Annotated in this window: 19 protein-coding genes; 12 read left to right on the top strand and 7 right to left on the bottom strand. The window is 66.5% G+C overall.

The genetic code is table 11. From position 1 onward, the window contains the following. The first annotated feature begins 102 nt into the window (after window positions 1-102). Window positions 103-393 (top strand): DUF6477 family protein, encoded by a 291-nt coding sequence (locus ACGRVM_RS03140; RefSeq protein ID WP_377168788.1) that lies wholly within the window; start codon window positions 103-105, stop codon window positions 391-393. A gap of 30 nt (window positions 394-423) precedes the next feature. Here ACGRVM_RS03140 and ACGRVM_RS03145 read toward each other — a convergent pair whose 3' ends face one another. Next, complete coding sequence (locus tag ACGRVM_RS03145; RefSeq protein ID WP_377168786.1) at window positions 424-1,971, bottom strand: trimethylamine methyltransferase family protein; 1,548 nt, start codon at window positions 1,969-1,971, stop codon at window positions 424-426. 195 nt (window positions 1,972-2,166) lie between these two features. Between ACGRVM_RS03145 and guaA the strand changes: the two genes are divergently transcribed. The 7 genes from guaA to ACGRVM_RS03180 all read left to right on the top strand — a co-directional run bounded on the left by guaA (window position 2,167) and on the right by ACGRVM_RS03180 (window position 9,550). Further along, window positions 2,167-3,729, top strand: coding sequence for a glutamine-hydrolyzing GMP synthase (gene guaA, locus ACGRVM_RS03150; RefSeq protein ID WP_377168784.1), 1,563 nt, complete (start codon window positions 2,167-2,169; stop codon window positions 3,727-3,729). Window positions 3,730-3,963: 234 nt separating this feature from the next. Continuing rightward, complete coding sequence (locus ACGRVM_RS03155) at window positions 3,964-5,073, top strand: OmpP1/FadL family transporter (RefSeq protein ID WP_377168782.1); 1,110 nt, start codon at window positions 3,964-3,966, stop codon at window positions 5,071-5,073. A 117-nt stretch (window positions 5,074-5,190) separates the two neighbouring features. Continuing rightward, window positions 5,191-6,063 carry an ATPase gene (locus ACGRVM_RS03160; protein WP_377168780.1) on the top strand — a complete coding sequence of 291 codons (873 nt, stop codon included), beginning with the start codon at window positions 5,191-5,193 and terminating at the stop codon, window positions 6,061-6,063. Between the two features lie 30 nt (window positions 6,064-6,093). Next, the gene (gene metA / locus ACGRVM_RS03165; RefSeq protein ID WP_377168778.1) at window positions 6,094-7,017 is read left to right on the top strand and encodes a homoserine O-acetyltransferase MetA; all 924 of its coding nucleotides are present in this window, start codon (window positions 6,094-6,096) and stop codon (window positions 7,015-7,017) included. 13 nt (window positions 7,018-7,030) lie between these two features. Beyond that, window positions 7,031-7,984 carry an alpha/beta fold hydrolase gene (locus tag ACGRVM_RS03170; protein WP_377170011.1) on the top strand — a complete coding sequence of 318 codons (954 nt, stop codon included), beginning with the start codon at window positions 7,031-7,033 and terminating at the stop codon, window positions 7,982-7,984. A 53-nt stretch (window positions 7,985-8,037) separates the two neighbouring features. Next, complete coding sequence (ppk2, locus tag ACGRVM_RS03175) at window positions 8,038-8,931, top strand: polyphosphate kinase 2 (protein WP_377168776.1); 894 nt, start codon at window positions 8,038-8,040, stop codon at window positions 8,929-8,931. After that, the gene (locus ACGRVM_RS03180; RefSeq protein WP_377168774.1) at window positions 8,924-9,550 is read left to right on the top strand and encodes a TetR/AcrR family transcriptional regulator; all 627 of its coding nucleotides are present in this window, start codon (window positions 8,924-8,926) and stop codon (window positions 9,548-9,550) included. The genes ppk2 and ACGRVM_RS03180 overlap by 8 nt, the downstream gene beginning before the upstream one ends. Here ACGRVM_RS03180 and ACGRVM_RS03185 read toward each other — a convergent pair. From ACGRVM_RS03185 to ACGRVM_RS03200, 4 genes are all read right to left on the bottom strand, one after another. After that, entirely contained in the window at window positions 9,535-11,535 is a 2,001-nt protein-coding gene (locus ACGRVM_RS03185) for an acyltransferase family protein (RefSeq protein ID WP_377168772.1), read from the bottom strand. The two genes, ACGRVM_RS03180 and ACGRVM_RS03185, sit on opposite strands and share 16 nt — an antisense overlap. 115 nt (window positions 11,536-11,650) lie before the next feature. Then, window positions 11,651-12,133, bottom strand: a complete 483-nt coding sequence (rpsI, locus tag ACGRVM_RS03190; protein WP_377168770.1) for a 30S ribosomal protein S9 — start codon at window positions 12,131-12,133, stop codon at window positions 11,651-11,653. Next, window positions 12,133-12,597 carry a 50S ribosomal protein L13 gene (rplM, locus tag ACGRVM_RS03195; protein WP_377168768.1) on the bottom strand — a complete coding sequence of 155 codons (465 nt, stop codon included), beginning with the start codon at window positions 12,595-12,597 and terminating at the stop codon, window positions 12,133-12,135. Before rplM ends, rpsI begins: the two co-directional genes overlap by 1 nt. Before the next feature lie 178 nt (window positions 12,598-12,775). Further along, window positions 12,776-13,207: a PaaI family thioesterase gene (locus ACGRVM_RS03200; RefSeq protein ID WP_377170009.1), complete on the bottom strand. Its 432-nt coding sequence runs from the start codon at window positions 13,205-13,207 to the stop codon at window positions 12,776-12,778. Between the two features lie 371 nt (window positions 13,208-13,578). Here ACGRVM_RS03200 and ACGRVM_RS03205 point away from each other — a divergent pair, with 371 nt between their 5' ends. Genes ACGRVM_RS03205 through gluQRS form a run of 3 tightly spaced genes read left to right on the top strand, consistent with a single transcriptional unit; the run spans window position 13,579 to window position 17,182 of the window. Then, the gene (locus ACGRVM_RS03205; protein ID WP_377168766.1) at window positions 13,579-14,868 is read left to right on the top strand and encodes a cytochrome-c peroxidase; all 1,290 of its coding nucleotides are present in this window, start codon (window positions 13,579-13,581) and stop codon (window positions 14,866-14,868) included. A gap of 60 nt (window positions 14,869-14,928) precedes the next feature. Further along, window positions 14,929-16,275 carry a methylenetetrahydrofolate--tRNA-(uracil(54)-C(5))-methyltransferase (FADH(2)-oxidizing) TrmFO gene (gene trmFO / locus ACGRVM_RS03210; protein WP_377168764.1) on the top strand — a complete coding sequence of 449 codons (1,347 nt, stop codon included), beginning with the start codon at window positions 14,929-14,931 and terminating at the stop codon, window positions 16,273-16,275. A gap of 46 nt (window positions 16,276-16,321) precedes the next feature. After that, the gene (gene gluQRS, locus ACGRVM_RS03215; protein ID WP_377168762.1) at window positions 16,322-17,182 is read left to right on the top strand and encodes a tRNA glutamyl-Q(34) synthetase GluQRS; all 861 of its coding nucleotides are present in this window, start codon (window positions 16,322-16,324) and stop codon (window positions 17,180-17,182) included. A gap of 30 nt (window positions 17,183-17,212) precedes the next feature. Here gluQRS and hisI read toward each other — a convergent pair whose 3' ends face one another. Then, entirely contained in the window at window positions 17,213-17,575 is a 363-nt protein-coding gene (hisI, locus tag ACGRVM_RS03220) for a phosphoribosyl-AMP cyclohydrolase (protein ID WP_377168760.1), read from the bottom strand. Between the two features lie 67 nt (window positions 17,576-17,642). Between hisI and ACGRVM_RS03225 the strand changes: the two genes are divergently transcribed. Continuing rightward, complete coding sequence (locus ACGRVM_RS03225) at window positions 17,643-18,083, top strand: iron-sulfur cluster assembly scaffold protein (RefSeq protein WP_377168758.1); 441 nt, start codon at window positions 17,643-17,645, stop codon at window positions 18,081-18,083. A 215-nt stretch (window positions 18,084-18,298) separates the two neighbouring features. On the opposite strand, the gene ACGRVM_RS03230 is transcribed toward ACGRVM_RS03225, so the two are convergent. Then, window positions 18,299-18,472, bottom strand: a complete 174-nt coding sequence (locus ACGRVM_RS03230; protein WP_377168756.1) for a hypothetical protein — start codon at window positions 18,470-18,472, stop codon at window positions 18,299-18,301. Between the last annotated feature and the right edge of the window lie 39 nt (window positions 18,473-18,511).

The following is an 18,511-nucleotide window of genomic DNA, read 5'->3' on the forward strand; positions in this document are numbered from 1 at the left end:
AAACAAAGGCGAACCGGACAGGGCGCTGACTCCGCGCTTCGCGCAACACCCTTTTAGGTTGTGCGATGACATCTTCCGCACATCAGCACGGAGAGTTTCGCGATGCACGATATCCTGACCGCCCTCGACAGCCTGCGTCGCCCGCGCCTTCTGATCCGCGCCGCGCGCATCGGCGCGGCCGAATACCGGCGCGAGGCGCATCTGCGGCGTCATTTCGGATACGGCACGCTGCCGCGCAGCGCCGCCGCGCTGGCCCGTCTGGTCGAGATGGAGGAGGCGCTGAACGATCAGCGCAAGGTCGGCACGAGCGGCTATTCGGCCACGCGCCATGTCGAGATCCTGATCGCCATGATGGGCGAGGCGCGGATCCTGCGCAGCGCCCACGCGGCCTGACATTCCAGGCCGCGCGGGTCTTGCGGTCGCTTACATGAAGGCGTCGGGCATCGACGCCTTTTTCTTGGCCACGAAGTCTTCGAGCGCCTCGGTGATCCCCTGGTCCAGCAGCGGTTGCTGGTAGGTGTCGAGCATCCGGTGCATCCGCAGGTTGGCGAGCGTCATCGTATCGCGCGCGCCTTCCTCGTCCCATGTCTCGAAGGGTTTGTAGTCGAACAGCTCCGTGCGCCAGAACGCATCCTTGAAGTTGGACTGCGTATGCGCGCAGCCGAGGAAATGCCCGCCCGGGCCGACCTCGCGCAGCGCGTCCATCGCCTGCCCGTTCTCGTCCCACTGCACACCGCGCGCGAGATTGTGCAGAACGCCGAGCTGGTCGGCATCCATCACGAATTTCTCGAACCCGGCGACGAGGCCGCCCTCGAGCCAGCCGCAGCTGTGCAGCATGAAGTTCACACCGCCCATCAGCGCCGCGTTCAGCGTGTTGGCCGATTCGTAGGCCGCCTGCGCATCGGGCAGCTTCGAGCCGCAAAGCCCGCCGCCCGAGCGGAACGGAAGGTTCATGCGGCGCGCGAGCTGACCCGCGCCGTAGAGGATGTGGCTCGCCTCGGGGGTGCCGAAGGTGGGCGCGCCCGAGTTCATGTCGATCGACGTGACGAACGCGCCGAAGATCACCGGCGCGCCGGGCCGCACGAGCTGGCTGTAGGCGACGCCCGCCATGACTTCGGCCAGAACCTGCGTGAGCGTGCCGATCACCGACACCGGCGCCATCGCGCCGCCCACGATGAAGGGCGAGATGATGCAGGCCTGATTGTTGGCGGCATAGACCTCGAGCGCGCCCATCATCACATCGTCGAAGGTCATCGGCGAGTTCACGTTGATGAGCGACGTCATCACCGTGTTCTCCTGCACGAAGTCCTTGCCGAAGAGGATGCTGCACATATCCACGCTGTCCTGCGCGCGGCTCGCCTCGGTGACGGAACCCATGAAAGGCTTATCGGACAGGGTCATGTGCGCCATCAGCATGTCGAGGTGACGCTTGTTCACAGGGATGTCCGTCGGCTCGCAGACGGTGCCGCCCGACATGTGCAGCCATTTGGACATGTAGCCCAGCTTCACGAACTTGCGGAAATCGTCCATCGTCGCATAGCGGCGGCCGCCTTCCATGTCGCGCACGAAGGGCGGGCCGTAGACCGGCGCGGTGACCAGCGTCTTGCCGCCGATCTCGACATTGCGCTCGGGGTTGCGCGCGTGCTGCGTGTAGCGGCTCGGCGCGGTCTCGCAGAGCTTGCGCGCGAGGCCGCGCGGGATGCGCACGCGCTCGCCCTCGATCTCGGCGCCGGCGTCGCGCCAGCGCTGGAGCGCGCCGGGATTGTCGACGACGTTCACGCCGATTTCGGCGAGAACCGTCTCGGCATTGCGCTCGATGATCTCGAGCGCCTCTTCGTTCAGCATCTCGTAGACGGGGATATTGCGCTCGATGAACTTGGCGGTCTCGACGCTGACGGCCGTGCGCTCGGCGCGGCGTGCGGCGCCTCCGCCCCCGCGTCCACGTCTGCCGAGTGTTGCTGCTTCTGCCATGCTATGCCCCTTCACGATACGGTGCAGCCCCGGTGCAGGGGCCATTCATCCGCACTCCATATCGCAGCGCCCGCGCGGCGCGGCGCGCAATTGCGCCGTTTGCGGGGGGAAAGCGACATGACGCGGCGTTGCGCCCGGCCCCTCGCAAAGCGCCTCCCTCTTGCGCAAGCCCGCCGCGCGTCCTACTAGGCTGGCATGACCGAGATACATCACGAACGCCTCCTCATCATCGACTTCGGAAGCCAGGTGACGCAGCTTATCGCGCGCCGCCTGCGCGAGCTGGATGTCTATTGCGAAATCCACCCGTTCCAGAACGTGACCGAGGCATTTCTCGAGGAGATGGCACCGCGCGCCGTGATCCTGTCGGGCGGCCCGGCCAGCGTCATGGACGAAGGCTCGCCGCGCCCGCCGATGCGTGTCTTCGAGATGGGCGTGCCGGTGCTCGGCATCTGCTACGGACAGCAAGTGATGATGCACATGCTGGGCGGCCGGGTCGAGCGCGGCGACGGCACCGCCGAATTCGGGCGCGCCTATGTGACGCCGACGAAAACGCGCATCGACCTCCTCAAGGGCTGGTTCCTCGAAGAGCGCGAGCAGGTCTGGATGAGCCATGGCGATCACGTCGCGGCCATCGCCCCCGGCTTCGAGATCTACGGCACATCGCCCGGCGCACCCTTCGCCGTCACCGCCGATCTCGAGCGGCGCTTCTACGCGGTGCAGTTCCATCCCGAGGTGCATCACACCCCGAACGGCAAGACGCTCTATCAGAATTTCATCCAGGATGCGGGCTTCACCGGCGACTGGACGATGGCTGCCTATCGCGAGGAGGCCGTGCGCCAGATCCGCGAGCAGGTGGGCGACCGGCAGGTCATCTGCGGCCTTTCGGGCGGCGTCGACTCCTCTGTCGCGGCCGTGCTGATCCACGAGGCCATCGGCGATCAGCTCACCTGCGTTTTCGTCGATCACGGCCTTCTGCGGCAAGGCGAGGCCGAAGAAGTCGTCACGATGTTCCGCGATCACTACAACATCCCGCTCATTCACGCGGATGAGGCGGACCTTTTCCTCGGCGAGCTCGACGGCGTGAGCGATCCGGAAACCAAGCGGAAGATCATCGGCCGCCTTTTCATCGACGTGTTCCAGAAATACGCGAACGAGATTGAGGGCGCCGAATTCCTCGCGCAGGGCACGCTCTATCCCGATGTGATCGAATCGGTCAGCTTCTCGGGCGGCCCGTCGGTCACCATCAAGTCGCACCACAACGTGGGCGGCCTGCCCGAAAAGATGGGGCTCAAGCTGATCGAGCCGCTGCGCGAGCTTTTCAAGGACGAGGTGCGCGCCCTCGGCATGGAGCTTGGCCTGCCCGCCAGCTTCATCGGACGCCACCCCTTCCCCGGCCCCGGCCTCGCCATCCGCTGCCCCGGCGAGATCACCCGCGAAAAACTCGAGATCCTTCGCAAGGCCGACGCGGTCTATATCGACCAGATCCGCAAGCATGGCCTCTATGACGAGATCTGGCAGGCGTTCGTCGCGATCCTGCCGGTCCGCACCGTGGGCGTCATGGGCGACGGGCGCACCTACGATTTCGCCTGCGCGCTGCGCGCCGTGACCTCCGTCGATGGCATGACCGCCGATTACTATCCGTTCAGCCACGACTTCCTCGGCGAGACGGCGACGCGCATCATCAACGAGGTGCGCGGCATCAACCGCGTGACCTACGACATCACCTCGAAACCTCCCGGCACGATCGAGTGGGAGTGAGTCGGCGAAACCGCTTCGCCGAATCACGTGAACATCACGCTTCAACCTCTTCGCACCGCAGTACTTTTCAGGTGACGCAACGTCACTGATGCGCAACTGTGACAGATTTGTGTCTTTCGGGCGTCCAGAGCGCCCGGCAGGCGCCACCGATCCATTCGCACAGTATCCAAGCGCCAAAGCGCCATGCTAGCGTCGATGCCAGTTTGATGCTTTGCAGCTTTGGGAGGAGTGCAAATGATGAAGCGAACCCTGTGGACGACGGCCGCCTTGGCCGCGATGGGGGCCGGCGCCGCCACGGCCGGCAATCTCGATCTGACCAAGACGCCGATCGATCTGATCTTCGAGGAAGGCAACTACGCCGAGCTGTCCTACGCCTTCGTGACCCCTTCGGTCACCGGGCGGGATCTTCTGGGCAACCCGATCTCGAATGTCGCCAACGATTTCAGCGTCCTCGGCAGCGGCGTGAAGTTCCAGCTGAACGATCAGCTCTCCTTCGCCATCATCCACGACCAGCCCTATGGCGTCGACGTTCAGTATAACGGCAACCCGGCGACGACCCTTCTGGGCAGCACCATGGCCGATGCGGATACGAACGCGCTGACCATGCTGGCGCGCTACCAGATGAGCAACGGCTTTTCCGTCTATGGCGGCCCGCGCGTCGTACGCGCCAAGGGCGAAGTGACGCTCTCGGGCCTCGCTTACGGCCCGCTCAATGGCTACAACGTCAAGTTTTCGTCCGATCAGGCGACCGGCTATGTGCTCGGCACCTCCTACGAGATCCCCGAAATCGCCTTCCGCGCCGCCCTGACCTACCATTCAGAGGTCGAGCTCGATATGCCGACGGTCGAAACCTTCCCGGGCGGCGCCCCTCTCGCCACCGGCACCACGACGTCCAAACTCCCGCAGAGCGTCAAGCTTCAGGTGCAATCGGGCATTGCGGAGAACACACTCGCCTTCGGCAGCGTGCGCTGGTCCGAACACGGTGTCTTCCAGCTCGATCCCCCGAGCGCCGCGCCCAACCTGACCGAACTCGATGACGCATGGACCTACGAGGTCGGGATCGGCCGGCGCTTCACCGACAAGTTTTCCGGGAGCATCACCTATTCATACGAGGACGAGACCGGCAACGATCTCGTCTCGCCGCTCGCGCCGACCAAGAACCGGCAGATCCTGACCGTCGGCGGCGAATACCAGGTGACCGAGGCCGTGACCGTCTCGGGCGGCCTGCGCTACATCTGGATCGGCGACGCCATCGCGGAAACCGGCACGCCCGACGCGCCGCGCGCGATCTTCTCGGGCAATGATGCCGTGACCTTCGGCATGAAGGTCGGCATCAGCTTCTGATCCGGACGCCGGACACGGCCAGAGGCCCCGCCGCGCAACCACGCGGCGGGGCCTTTCGCATTTGACGCGCCAAGGCTTCGTGGCTACTCACGAAGCGCGGCGTGAAAGGAACGAGGCATGATCTATTCAACGGCGGCCGAATGGCGGGACGCCCCGCAGAAGCGCGTGCTTTTCTACGGCATGTCCGGTCTCGGCAAGACGCATCTGTCGAACATGCTGCGCGGCGCGGGCGACTGGTTTCACTACTCGATAGACTACCGGATCGGCACCCGCTACATGGGCGAGCTGATCGCCGACAACGCCAAGGCGCATGCGATGCAGGTGCCGTTCCTGCGCGATCTGCTCCTGTCGGATTCGATCTATATCGGCTCGAATATCACGTTCAACAATCTCGCCCCGGTCTCGACCTATCTCGGCAAGCCCGGCGCGCCCGAGCGCGGCGGCATGCCCATCGGCGAGTACCGCACGCGGCAGGAGCAGTTCCGCCGCGCCGAGATCAACGCGCTCGGCGATACGGGCTACTTCATCGAGCGCGCGGCGCGGCTCTACGGCTATCCGCATTTCATCTGCGATACGGGCGGCTCGATCTGCGAATGGGTGGACGGGAATGACCCGGCCGACCCGCTCCTGACCGAGCTGTCGCGCCATTGCCTCATGGTCTATCTCGAAGGGAGCAAGGCGCATACGGCCGAGCTCATCCGCCGCTTCGACCGTGCGCCGAAGCCGATGGCCTATCAGCCCGAATTCCTGACCGACGCCTGGAGCGCCTACCTGCGCGAGAAGGGCTGCACCGAAAGCGATGTCGATCCCGACGGCTTCATCCGCTGGACCTATGCGCGCGCCCTCGCCCATCGCAAGCCGCGCTACGAGGCGATGGCGCCCTGGGGCGTCACGCTAACGCCCCGCGATGTCGAGGCGATCACGGATGCGGCAAGTTTCACCGACGCCATCGCCACCGCCCTTGAGCGACGCGCCCCCGCCCCTATCTGAGACGTTCCCGAAGACACGGAAGAGCCGCCCATGCCCATCAAGATCCCCGCCGACCTGCCCGCCTACGACGTGCTCACGCGCGAAGGCGTCATGGTCATGGACGAGGATCAGGCGGCGCGTCAGGATATCCGCCCGCTGCGCATCGGCCTGCTCAACCTCATGCCCAAGAAGATCCAGACCGAGAACCAGTTCGCCCGCCTGATCGGCGCGACGCCGCTCCAGATCGAATTCAGCCTGATCCGCATGAGCGAGCATCAGACCAAGAACACCGCCGCCGATCACATGGAGAGCTTCTATCGCTCCTTCGCCGAGGTCGAGGCCACGGGCGAGAAGTTCGACGGCCTCATCATCACCGGCGCCCCGATCGAGCATCTGGATTTTCCCGAAGTCACCTATTGGGAGGAGCTGTCCCGCGTCTTCGACTGGACGCAGGGCCATGTGCATTCCACCTTCGGCGTCTGCTGGGGCGGAATGGCGATGATCAACCACTTCCACGGCATCCGGAAACACATGCTGCCCGCCAAGGCCTTCGGCTGTTTCCGGCACGAGAACATGCAGCCCGCCTCGCCCTATCTGCGGGGGTTCTCGGACGACATGGTGATCCCGGTCAGCCGCTGGACCGAAATGCGCAAGGACGAGATCGACGCGGCGCCCGGCCTCACGACGCTGCTTCACTCGAGCGAGGTCGGCCCCTGCCTCGTCGAGGATGCGGCCCATCGCGCGCTCTATGTCTTCAACCATTTCGAATATGACAGCGATACGCTGAAACAGGAATACGACCGCGACGTCGCCGCGGGTACGCCCATCAACGTGCCCTGCAACTACTATCCGGACGACGATCCGGGCCGCGCGCCGCGCAATCGCTGGCGCAGCCACGCGCATCTGCTCTACGGCAACTGGATCTCGATGATCTACCAGACGGTGCCCTACGATATCGACGCGATCGGGACATGAGCGGATGGGCAAGATCTTGATATATCTGGCCCTTTTCATCGCGGCGCTCGTCGCGGTCGTTCAGGTGACCGCCGCCGTGCGCGAGCGGCGCGCCGTCGCCGAATACCCGCCCGAAGGGCAGATCCTCGATGTGGACGGCGTGCAGGTGCATGCGGTGGTGATGGGCGACGGGCCGGACCTCGTGCTGATCCACGGCGCCAGCGGCAACACGCGTGACATGACCTTCAGCCTCGCGCCCCGCCTCGCCGAGCGCTACCGGGTCATCGTCTTCGACCGGCCCGGCCTCGGCTACACGCAGCGCCTGAACCGCAGCGGCGCCAGCATCACCCAGCAGGCCGAGCTTCTGCGCGCCGCCGCCGCCCAACTGGGCGCGGAGCGGCCCATCGTGATGGGCCAGAGCTATGGTGGCGCCGTCGCGCTCGCCTGGGCCGCGACCTATCCCGAGGACGTCGCCGCGCTCATCCCGGTCGCCGCCGCCTCGAACCCGTGGGACACGGGGCTAGGCATGTTCTACGAGATCACGTCCTCGCGCTGGGGGCAGGCGCTCGTCGTGCCGCTCATCACCGCCTTCGTGCCCCAATCGGTCGTTCAATCCTCCATCGCGGGCGTGTTCGAGCCGCAGGAGCCGCCCGAAGGCTATGCCGAGGCCATCGCCGCGCCGCTGACCCTGCGCCGGGTGAGCCTCTCGGCCAATGCCGACCAGCGCGCGAACCTTCTGGACGAGATCGAGGCCCTCGTGCCGAAATACGGGCGCATCACCGCGCCGACCGAGATCATCCACGGCACCGCGGACACCACGGTCGGGCTGGAAATCCATTCGGAAAAGCTGGTCGACCAGATCCCCGGCGCGACGCTCGAGCGCCTGCCCGGCATGGGCCACATGCTCCAGCATGTCGCCGAGGACGAGGTCGTTGCCGCCATCGACCGCGCGGCGGGGCGGGCCGGCATCGCCGTGCCGCCCGAGTGATTGCAACGCGCCACGGCGCGCCCCATACTGCGACCGAGCGGAGACCCAGGACCATGACACTTCCCTTCGACGGCGCGATCAGCGCATTTCTCGCCTCCGGCGCGCCGGACCGCGTCGCCGAGGCGGTGCGCGGGGCGGACAAGGACGACATTCTCGCGCCCGACTATCCCTATGACGCGCGCATGAAGCGCAAAACCTATGACGAGGAGCTGCGCCTCCTGCAAACCGAGCTTGCGCGGCTTCAGGCCTGGGCGCAGGGATCGGGCACGCGCATCGCCATCGTCTTCGAGGGGCGCGACGCCGCCGGCAAGGGCGGCGCGATCAAGCGCCTTCACCAGCACCTCAACCCGCGGGGCGCGCGCGTCGTCGCCCTCTCCAAGCCGTCCGAGGCCGAGGCCTCCCAGTGGTATTTCCAGCGCTATGTCGCGCATCTGCCCTCCGCCGGCCAGATCGTCTCCTTCGATCGAAGCTGGTACAATCGCGGCGTGGTCGAGCATGTGTTCGGCTTCTGCACCCCCGAGCAGCGCGCGCGTTTCTTCGAGCAGGCCCCGGCCTTCGAGCGGATGCTGGTCGAGGACGGCATCATCCTCATCAAGTTCTGGCTGAATGTCGGCCGCGCCGAGCAGTTGCGCCGCTTTCTCGGGCGCGAAAGCGATCCGCTCAAGCAATGGAAGCTGAGCCGGATCGACGTCGAGGGGCTGGCCAAGTGGGATGCCTATACGGATGCCATCGCCGAGACGCTGGAGCGCACGCACCGCCCCGAGACGCCCTGGACCATCGTGCGCGCCGACGACAAGCGCCGCGCGCGGCTTGCGGTGCTGCGCCGCGTGCTTCATGCCGTGCCCTATGAAGGCAAGGACGCCGCCGCCATCGGCCCCATCGACGGCACCGTCTCGGGCGGGCCGGAGATATGGTCGGGCGGCGATACCGGATCCGCGCGTGCCTAAACGCGGCTACCATCACGGAAATCTCCGGCAGGCGCTGGTCGAGGCCGCGCTCGAGCTGATCGAGGACAAGGGTCCGACAGGCTTCACCCTCTCGGAGGCTGCGAGCCGCGCGGGCGTCACGCCCGCCGCCGTCTATCGCCATTTCGCGGGCCGCGACGACCTGATCGCCGAGGCGGCGCTGCAAGGCTACGAGATTTTCGGCGCGCTCATGGCGCGTGCCTATGACAGTGGCGGCCCCTCGGCGCTTTCGGCCTTCGAAGCGACCGGACGCGCCTATCTGGCCTTCGCGCGCAAGCATCCGGGCCACTACATCGCCATGTTCGAGAGCGGGATTTCGGTCAACCGCACGCCCGAACTCGCCGCCGCCGCGCGCGCCGCGCGCCGCGTGCTCGAGGAGGCGGCGGCGCGGCTCTGCCAGCACATTCCCGCCGCCAAGCGCCCGCCCGCGACGATGTTCTCGGCCCATATCTGGGCGATGAGCCACGGCGTGGTCGAGCTTTTCGCGCGCGGCGCCCCCGGCAGCGCCGGCCCCTACCCACCCGAGGATCTGCTGGAATCGGGCATCGGGATCTACCTGCGCGGCCTCGGCCTCATCCCGCCCGATCAGGGCGACGCGTAGCTGCGCGCCAGCATTTCCGAAAGGCCGAGCGCTCCGGCCGGGGACAGATGGTTCGTGTCGCGGTAGAGCGACGCGCCGTCGCGGATCCACACATAGCTGTCGCCCTCGGCGAAGGGCTCGGTCAGCATCAACAGCTCCGCGCCATGCCGCTCGGCCTGCCGGCGCAGAATATCCTCGCCCTCCGCGCTCAGCGCATCATAAGCGCCGCGCGACACGAAGGTCTGCCGAAAACTCACCGCGCTTTGCTCCGCATCGAGCCCCAGAAGCATCGCCTGCTCGATCGCCGTCTGCGCCATTGCCATCTGAAGCGGCACCTCGCCCACGATCACGACACGCACGCCCGCCGCGCGGAAATACTCCAACGTGCGCTCCAGCGCCGCCTCGAAATTGGCGAGCCGCGCGGCGCGGCGCACCGTCTGCGCGCCGAAACTCTCGGTGAGCGCGTAGGTCTGCTTTTCGTCCGAATATTCGCCGCTCGCGTAGAGGCTCCAGCGTCCGACGAGATAAACGGTGCCGATCCCCCGCGCGACGACCTCTCCGGCGGCCTCCTGCATGAAATCATGACAGTCACGCGCATAGCTGCCACCCTTGGCGAGGTAGACGCCGAGAAGCGGAGGGCAGGCCCCACGCGATGCGACCTGCACGTCGACGCCATGTGCTATCGACATCTGCGCAAAGCCCGGCGTCAGCGCCCCGGCATGACTGTCCCCCAAAAGCGCGACCTGCGGCGCCTGCGCGTCCGGGCTGCCGAACACGGTGCAGAGCGCGGCATCGCTGCCGATGCCCCCGTCGATGCAGCCCGTGCTCACCGCCTGCGTCGGCGTGAGAAGCTCGCGGCGCAGATCCGCGAGGTATCCGCCCGCGCTGGGATCGAGGCGTGACGGAAAACCCTTGGTCGCATCGCCGATGAAGCCGAGTGTCGCAAGGCCCGCGATTCCCGCCGCGCTCGCCCCCAGAAGGGCGCGGCGCCCGGGCAAGAGGCTGCGGCGGCGGAAGGGCGTTTCGACATAGCGCATCGTCGCCCAGGCCAGCAGCAGCGTGACCAGCGATAGAAGCCCCATGGCCCATAAAGGCGGCTCGGTGATGCTGCGGATGCGGGCGAAGGCGAAGAGCGGCTGATGCCACAGATACGCGCTGTAGCTGATGAGACCGACCCAGACCATCGGCTTGAGGCTGAGTGCGCGCGCCGCCCATGTCCCGGCATCCGCATAGAGGATCACGAGCGCGGTGCCGATGATCGGAACCAGAGTGTAGACCGAGGGAAAGGGCGTCGCCGCCGTGTAGGCCAGAATGCTGAACGCGATCATCGCGAGGCCCAGCAGCGCCAGCGCCTCGCTGCGCATCTGGGGCCGCGCGAAAAGGATCGCGGCGCAGATCGAACCGGCCAGAAGCTCCCACAGACGCGAGAAGGTGAAGTAGAAATTCTCGCCCGGATAGGTGCGCCAACCCCATTCGGCGAGGGCCAGAGAGAGCGCCGCCAGCACAAGAAAAACCGCGAGGAACCGGCCCCGCGCGAAGGCACCGAGCGGCAGAAGGACGAGCGGAAAGAGCAGATAGAATTGCTCCTCGACCGCGAGACTCCATGTGTGCAGCAACGGGCGCAGCGCCGAGCCGACATCGTAGTAGGACGACTTCTCGAGAAAATGAAAGTTCGACGCGAAAAGCGCGGCGAAGGCGCCGCTGCGCGCATAATCCTCGAACGGGTCAGGCGCCAGCCACATCCACGCGAAGGGGATGGTGCAGACCATGACCAGAAAGAGCGCGGGCAGGATCCGCCGCGCGCGGCGCTCGTAGAAGCCGAGCAGCGAGTAGGTGCCCGCCTCGCGCTCGCCGATCAGGATGGTGGTGATGAGGTAGCCGCTGATGACGAAGAAGACATCGACGCCGACATAGCCGCCCGCGAACCCGGCGAAGCCCGCGTGAAAGAGGATGACGGGAATGACCGCGACCGCGCGCAATCCGTCGATTTCGGGCCTGTAGCGCATGTTCCAGATCGGCTCGTGTCGGACGGCCACACGAAGGCCGGCCTCTTGATACGGAAAGGGCGCGGCGGATCTCCCGCCACGCCCCTGATGGTCGGACCCCTGCTTCCGTCGCGCCTCAACGCTTGGAGAACTGGAAGCTGCGGCGGGCCTTGCGGCGGCCGTATTTCTTGCGCTCGACGACGCGGCTGTCGCGGGTCAGGAAGCCTGCCGCCTTCAGCGCACCGCGCAGCGAGGGATCGTAAAGCTGAAGCGCCTTCGAGATGCCGTGCTTGACCGCACCGGCCTGGCCCGAAAGACCGCCGCCGACGACCGTGGCCATCACGTCGAACTGATCTTCGGTGCCCGAGATCGTGAAGGGCTGGCGCAGGATCATCTGAAGCACGGGACGGGCGAAATACGCCTTCATTTCCTTGCCGTTGACGGTGACCTTGCCCGAGCCGGGCTTGATCCAGACGCGGGCGACCGCGTCCTTGCGCTTGCCGGTGGCGTAGGAGCGGCCCAGCTCGTCGCGGACGGGCTCGCGCGGAGCGGCCTCGACCGGAGCGGTGCCGGATGCGACCGCCGACAGTTCTTCGAGGGAGTTGATTTCGTCAGCCATCAGTAAGCCACCCGCGTGTTCTTGGAGTTCATGTTCTTGACGTCCAGCACCTCGGGGCTCTGGGCCTCGTGGGGATGCTCGGCGCCGGCATAGACGCGCAGATTGGTCATCTGCGTGCGGCTCAGGCGGTTGCCCGGCAGCATGCGCTTGACCGCCTGCATCACGACGCGCTCGGGATACTTGCCCTCGAGGATCTCGCCCGTGGTGCGCGACTTGATGCCGCCCGGATGGCCGGTGTGCCAGTAATTCGGCTTGTCACGCTTCTTGCCGGTCAGCTGGACCTTCTCGGCATTGATGACGATGACGTTGTCGCCCATGTCCATATGGGGAGTGAAGCTTGCCTTGTGCTTGCCGCGCAGGCGCATGGCGATAACCGAGGCGAGACGGCCCAGAACGACGCCCTCGGCGTCGATCACGATCCATTTCTTGTCGATATCCGCCGGTGTCGCTGAGAATGTCTTCATGACCGCAGAATCCTTGATGTCGTCTTGTGGGACGCAGGCCGGGCCTGCCCCTTGGTGATGGGCGGGTTATATAGAAGGCGCGTGCCGGGTCAACCGCTCATTCTCTGGATAAATCTTGCAAAAACAACAGCCTGTAAAATAGGTACTCAAATACCCCATAATCTTGCGCAGTTTCGCGTCACCCCGCGACCGCTGCGGGCGGGATGGAATAGGTCAGGCTCGCCCGCGCGACGGGCGCTTCGGATCCGTCCGAGCGGATGAGCGCGTCGCCCACCGCCAGCACCCGCCCCAGCTTCAGCAGCCGGATCTCGGCCAGAAGATCGGCGCCCGCTGCGGGCTTGCGCATGAAATCGAGGCTGCAATTCGTGGTGACCGCCAGCGCCTCGGGGCCGATCATGCTCAGAACCGCGAGATACATGCCCACATCGGCGAGCGCGAAGATCGCCGGGCCGGAAACAGTGCCTCCGGGACGCAGATGCCGCTCGGCGACCTTGAGCCGGAGCGTGAGGCGCATCGGCCCCGCCTCCTCCACCGCGAAATCCTGCGCCACCTGCGGAAACTCGCGCGCGATGAAGGCTGTCAGATCGTCGGCGCTCATCTTCTGGTGCATGCTGTCCTCCGGGCTGGTGCAGGGCCAGAGATAGGCCATCGGCGGAGGGGGCGGCAAGACGGCGATGATCGCGCGCGAGGATACCGGCCGGTCCCAATCGCTCCGTGACGGCACCTGCTTCGGCGGGTCTGCCTTCGAATGGTCACATTCATGTCCGATTCGGGCGTCGCCTCCGGCCCAGAGAGCGATGCGCCCGCCCAATGTTGACAAAGCCCGATCAGTCACGGGCAGGACATCGCAATGTTTCCCGAACTCCACCAGTCTATTTCCACATTCGTCATTTTTCTGCCTCATTCTGGCAAGTTATCCTTCCACAGGCGGGGATTCAGGAGTATCTTTCAATGAGATTTGGGGTCACCGCAGCCGCAGTCATGTCCCTCCAGGCCAGCCTCTCTCTGGCCGCCGACGTGCCCGGCGCGGTGACCCGATCTGGCTTCCCCGAGACCGAGACGCATTCCGTCCTTCTGGGCCGCGATCTTTTCTTCGATCCGATCCTGTCGGGAAATCGCAACATTTCCTGCGCGACATGCCATCATCCCGCGCTCGCCGCTGGCGATGGCATGTCGCTGTCGCTCGGCGAAGGGGGCATCGGTCTCGGCACAGCGCGCCGGATCGACCCCGCCAACGCGCCGCGCGCCCGCATCGCGCGCAATGCCCCCGCGCTCTACAATCTGGGCGCCGCCGAGTTCCGCGCGCTCTTCCATGACGGGCGCGTCGCGGCGGACCCCGCCGCGCCTTTCGGCATACGCATGCCGCCCGGCTTCGCGCTCGAGCGGCCGGTGCCCTCGCCTCTCGCCGCGCAAGCGATCCTGCCGATGACGGCCAATGACGAGATGGCGGGCCAAGGAGCCGAGAACGAGGTCTCGGCGGCGATTGCGGCGGGGCGCATCCGCGGGCAGACCGGCGCGTGGCAGCTTCTGGCGGACCGAGTGAACGCGATCCCCGCCTACCGCACGCGCTTTGACTGGATCATCGGGCGTGGCACGCCGCTGCATGTCACCGATATCGGCGCCGCACTCGCCGCTTATATCGCCTTCGACTTCCGCTCGACCGACGCGCCCTTCGATGCGGCCCTGCGCGGCGACGGCACGGCCCTCGGCGCCGAGGCGCAGGCGGGCATGGCGCTCTTCTATGGCAAGGCCGGTTGCGGCACCTGCCATAGCGGGCCCTACCTCACCGATCACGCCTTTCACGCCATCGGCGTGCCGCCGCTCGGACCCGGAAAGGGGCATGGGGAGGGATATGCCGATCACGGGCGCGCCGGTGTCACGGGCGATCCGGCGGACGCCTACAGGTTCCGCACCCCCTCGCTGCGCAACGTGACGCTGACGGCACCTTACGGGCATAACGGCGCCTTCGCCCGGCTCGAGGATATGGTGCGCCATCATCTCGACCCGCTGACCAGCCTCGCGGAATACAGCGCGGACCGCGCCCTGCTGCATGATGTCGCGCTCGAGGTGGCCGACGACGCGGCACTCATGGATTTCGACGAGATGCTGCGCCTCGCCATGGCGGTCGAGATCGAGCCCATTTCGCTCGAGGACGCCGAAATCGCGGCGATCCTCGCCTTTCTCGCCGCGCTCGAGGATCCGGGCGCGCGGAGCGGGCGGCTCGGCCTGCCCGGCGCCGTTCCCTCGGGCCTGCCGGTCGAGACGCCCTGAGCGGGATGCGCGCCGCCCTGCCCCTTTCCAAGGCGGGCGCGATGGATTATCTGCCGCCCCATGACAGAGGTTCTCAACATCGTCGGCGGCGGCATGGCCGGATCCGAAGCCGCGTGGCAGGCCGCGAATATGGGCGTGCGCGTCGTGATTCACGAGATGCGCCCCAAGGTGGCCACCTTCGCGCACCGCACCGGCGATCTGGCCGAGATGGTCTGCTCCAACTCCTTCCGCTCGGACGATGACGAGCAGAACGCGGTGGGCCTCCTTCATTGGGAAATGCGCGCGGCGAACGGCCTCATCATGCAGACCGCCGACAAGCACCGCCTGCCCGCCGGCGGCGCGCTCGCCGTGGACCGCGATCCCTTTGCGGCCAGCGTCACCGCCGCCCTGCGCGCGCATCCGAACATTACCGTCGAGGATGCCGAGATCACGGAGATTCCGAAGGACGGCCATTGGATCATCGCGACCGGCCCGCTCACCTCCGCCGGTCTGGGCGAGGCGATCGCCGCCGAGACGGGCGCCGATGCGCTCGCCTTCTTCGACGCCATCGCGCCGATCGTTCACCATGACAGCATCGACATGTCCCGCGCCTGGATGCAGTCGCGCTATGACAAGGGCGAGACCGAAGAAGAGCGCACCGCCTATCTCAACTGTCCGATGGACCGCGAGACCTATGACGCCTTCATCGACGCGCTGCTGGCCGCCGACAAGACCGAGTTTCACGAGGGCGAGACGGCGGGCTATTTCGACGGCTGCCTGCCCATCGAGGTCATGGCCGAGCGTGGCCGCGAGACGCTGCGCCACGGGCCGATGAAGCCCGTCGGCCTGACGAACCCGCACCAGCCCGATGTGAAGCCTTGGGCGGTGGTTCAGCTTCGCCGCGATAACGCACTGGGAACGCTCTACAATATCGTCGGCTTTCAGACCAAGATGAAATACGGCGCACAGGCCGAGGTGCTGCGGATGATCCCCGGCCTCGAGAACGCCCGCTTCGCGCGTCTCGGGGGCATCCATCGCAACACGTTCCTCAACTCCCCCACGCTGCTGGACGACCAAATGCGCTGGCGCCGGCATCCGCATATCCGCTTCGCCGGGCAGATCACCGGCGTCGAGGGATATGTCGAATCCGCCGCGATGGGCCTTCTGGCGGGGCGTCTCGCCGCTTCGGAAATCCTCGGCCAGCCGATGGCCAGCCCGCCGCAGGACAGCGCCATGGGCGCGCTCATCCATCACATCACCGGCGGCGCGGAGGCCAAGACCTTCCAGCCGATGAACGTGAATTTCGGTCTCTTCCGCCCGGTCGAGGGCCTCAAGGGCGGGCGGCGCGGGCGCACCGACCGCTACAAGGCCTACACAGACCGCGCCAAAGCGGCATGGCAGGACTGGCTCGCCGCCTGCCCCGCGTGATGCTTATGCGGCGCATCAGCTTCACCCCGGAACAAGCTGATTTCAAATGAGTATCGTCACGCGCTTCGCCCCGTCTCCGACCGGCCCACTGCATCTTGGTCATGCCTATTCGGCGATCCTCGCGCATGACATGGCGCGCGAGGCGCAGGGCACTTTTCTCCTGCGCATCGAAGACATCGACCAGTCCCGCAGCCGCCCCGAATGGGAGGCGCAAATCGAAGACGATCTCACGTGGCTCGGTCTCGACTGGCCGCGCCCGGTCCTGCGCCAATCCGACCGCATGGGGGCTTATACCGAGGCGCTCGAGGCACTCTGGGCGCGCGGCCTTCTCTATCCCTGCACCTGCACCCGGCGCGACATCGCCGCCGCCGCGAGCGCGCCGCAGGAAGGCGCGCCGCTGCTCGGCCCGGACGGAATCGTCTATCCCGGCACCTGTTGCGCCGCGCCGCGCAGCGGTCCGATCCCCGAGACCGCCCTGCGCCTCGACATGCGCGCGGCCGAGGCCGCGCTCGGCGCACCGCCCGTCTTCACCGAAACCGGCACGGGGCCGGAGGGCGAGACGGGCCGTATCGAAACGGATTGGCGTCATGTAGGCGAGAGGGTCGGCGATATCGTCGTCGCCCGCCCCGCGATGGGCACCTCCTATCACCTCTCGGTCGTGCTGGACGACGCCGCGCAGGGCATCACGCATGTGACGCGCGGCGCCGACCTTTTCGAGGCGACGGCGATCCACGTCATTCTCCAGCGCCTCCTCGGCCTGCCGACACCGGTCTATCACCATCACCGCCTGATCCGGGACGAGGCGGGCAAGCGGCTGGCCAAGCGCGACGATGCGCGCGCGATCTCGAAATTCCGCGCCGAGGGCGCAAGCCCCGCCGATATCGGCCGAATGCTGCACCTCGGCTAAGCCGTCATTTCCGTGAACCCGTAAGTCGCCTCAGCCCACTTCGGGCGCCATCGTCACCCGTTCCGCGCCATCCTCGACCAGCGTGTAGAAGCAGCTCCGCCGATTCGTGTGGCAGGCCGGCCCGATCTGCTCGACCTTCAGCAGAAGGCAGTCGCGGTCGCAATCGACGCGGAACTCGACCAGGGTCTGAACATGGCCCGATGTCTCGCCCTTGATCCAGAACGCCTGGCGCGAGCGCGACCAATAGGTCACGCGCCCCGTCTCGAGCGTGCGCGCGACCGCCTCGGCGTTCATCCACGCCATCATCAGGACCTCGCCTGTGCCCGCATCCTGCGCGATGGCGGGGATCAGACCGCGTGCGTCGTAGCTGAGGCTGGCGGGATCGAAGGGCATGCGGCTTTTCCTTTTGCTTCCGGGCGCGGGCGTCTTATCTAAGGCGCAGAACGCCCGAGGACCAGCCATGAACGCCAAGACCGACATGATCAAGCTCTATTCCCAGCGCATCCTCGCGCTGGCGGCGGAGATCCCGAACCATCGCCGCCTCGAGGCCCCGGGCGCCACTGTCAAGCGGCGCGCGCCGCTCTGCGGCTCGGCGATCACGGTCGATCTGACATGCGAGAACGGCGCCGTCACCGCCTTCGGGCAGGACGTGAAGGCCTGCGCGTTGGGGCAGGCGGCGGCCAGCGTCGTGGGCGGCGCGATCGTCGGATGCAGCGCGGCGCAGGTGCGCGAGGCGCGCGACGCGCTCCAGCGGATGCTGACCGAGGACGGCCCGACACCGCCCGCGCCTTTCGACGGGCTCGAAGTGTTGCGCCCGGCGCAGGATTACAAGAACCGCCACGCCTCGATCATGCTCTCGCTCGAGGCCGCGGTCGAAGCGCTCGAGACCGCCTGCGTCTGACACCACCCCCTTCGGGCAAAAAAACCGCCGCGCATCCGAATGGGATGGCGGCGGAAGGATGCGTCTTCCCATGCGGGACCCCGAGCATTCGCGGCGGACAAGGCAGGATCCGGCGAAAGGGTGACAGGCAGTGTCATTCAGGCAAGCGCCCCGCATTGGGGACAGGGGCGCCGGCCGGCTCGGGCACAGGATATCGCAGGCAGAAACGGGTCGTGTCAGAAACCCTGCACGAGGCCGGGCAGATAGAGGCACCCCATCAGGAGCACGACCAGCGAGGCCATTCCGAGCGCGTCGCCGAGCAGCGTGTCTTGCGAGCGGGCGGCGGCTGTCTTGATCTGGGCAATCATCGTGGCGTCCTCCATCTGGATCTGTTGCCACTTTGTTCTCATTTAATCCGGCACAAGTAAAGAACTTTTTAAGAACATTTG

It is taken from the genome of Roseovarius aquimarinus (assembly GCF_043661195.1).
Taxonomy (GTDB): Bacteria; Pseudomonadota; Alphaproteobacteria; order Rhodobacterales; family Rhodobacteraceae; genus Roseovarius; species Roseovarius aquimarinus.

What these genes read in the sequence shown, in the direction of transcription:
- ACGRVM_RS03140 (WP_377168788.1), top strand. Translation starts at nt 103, where the DNA reads ATGCACGATATCCTGACCGCCCTCGACAGCCTGCGTCGCCCGCGCCTT.
- ACGRVM_RS03145 (WP_377168786.1), bottom strand. Translation starts at nt 1,971, where the DNA reads ATGGCAGAAGCAGCAACACTCGGCAGACGTGGACGCGGGGGCGGAGGC.
- guaA (WP_377168784.1), top strand. Translation starts at nt 2,167, where the DNA reads ATGACCGAGATACATCACGAACGCCTCCTCATCATCGACTTCGGAAGC.
- ACGRVM_RS03155 (WP_377168782.1), top strand. Translation starts at nt 3,964, where the DNA reads ATGATGAAGCGAACCCTGTGGACGACGGCCGCCTTGGCCGCGATGGGG.
- ACGRVM_RS03160 (WP_377168780.1), top strand. Translation starts at nt 5,191, where the DNA reads ATGATCTATTCAACGGCGGCCGAATGGCGGGACGCCCCGCAGAAGCGC.
- metA (WP_377168778.1), top strand. Translation starts at nt 6,094, where the DNA reads ATGCCCATCAAGATCCCCGCCGACCTGCCCGCCTACGACGTGCTCACG.
- ppk2 (WP_377168776.1), top strand. Translation starts at nt 8,038, where the DNA reads ATGACACTTCCCTTCGACGGCGCGATCAGCGCATTTCTCGCCTCCGGC.
- ACGRVM_RS03185 (WP_377168772.1), bottom strand. Translation starts at nt 11,535, where the DNA reads ATGCGCTACAGGCCCGAAATCGACGGATTGCGCGCGGTCGCGGTCATT.
- rpsI (WP_377168770.1), bottom strand. Translation starts at nt 12,133, where the DNA reads ATGGCTGACGAAATCAACTCCCTCGAAGAACTGTCGGCGGTCGCATCC.
- rplM (WP_377168768.1), bottom strand. Translation starts at nt 12,597, where the DNA reads ATGAAGACATTCTCAGCGACACCGGCGGATATCGACAAGAAATGGATC.
- ACGRVM_RS03200 (WP_377170009.1), bottom strand. Translation starts at nt 13,207, where the DNA reads ATGCACCAGAAGATGAGCGCCGACGATCTGACAGCCTTCATCGCGCGC.
- ACGRVM_RS03205 (WP_377168766.1), top strand. Translation starts at nt 13,579, where the DNA reads ATGTCCCTCCAGGCCAGCCTCTCTCTGGCCGCCGACGTGCCCGGCGCG.
- trmFO (WP_377168764.1), top strand. Translation starts at nt 14,929, where the DNA reads ATGACAGAGGTTCTCAACATCGTCGGCGGCGGCATGGCCGGATCCGAA.
- gluQRS (WP_377168762.1), top strand. Translation starts at nt 16,322, where the DNA reads ATGAGTATCGTCACGCGCTTCGCCCCGTCTCCGACCGGCCCACTGCAT.
- hisI (WP_377168760.1), bottom strand. Translation starts at nt 17,575, where the DNA reads ATGCCCTTCGATCCCGCCAGCCTCAGCTACGACGCACGCGGTCTGATC.
- ACGRVM_RS03225 (WP_377168758.1), top strand. Translation starts at nt 17,643, where the DNA reads ATGAACGCCAAGACCGACATGATCAAGCTCTATTCCCAGCGCATCCTC.
- ACGRVM_RS03230 (WP_377168756.1), bottom strand. Translation starts at nt 18,472, where the DNA reads ATGAGAACAAAGTGGCAACAGATCCAGATGGAGGACGCCACGATGATT.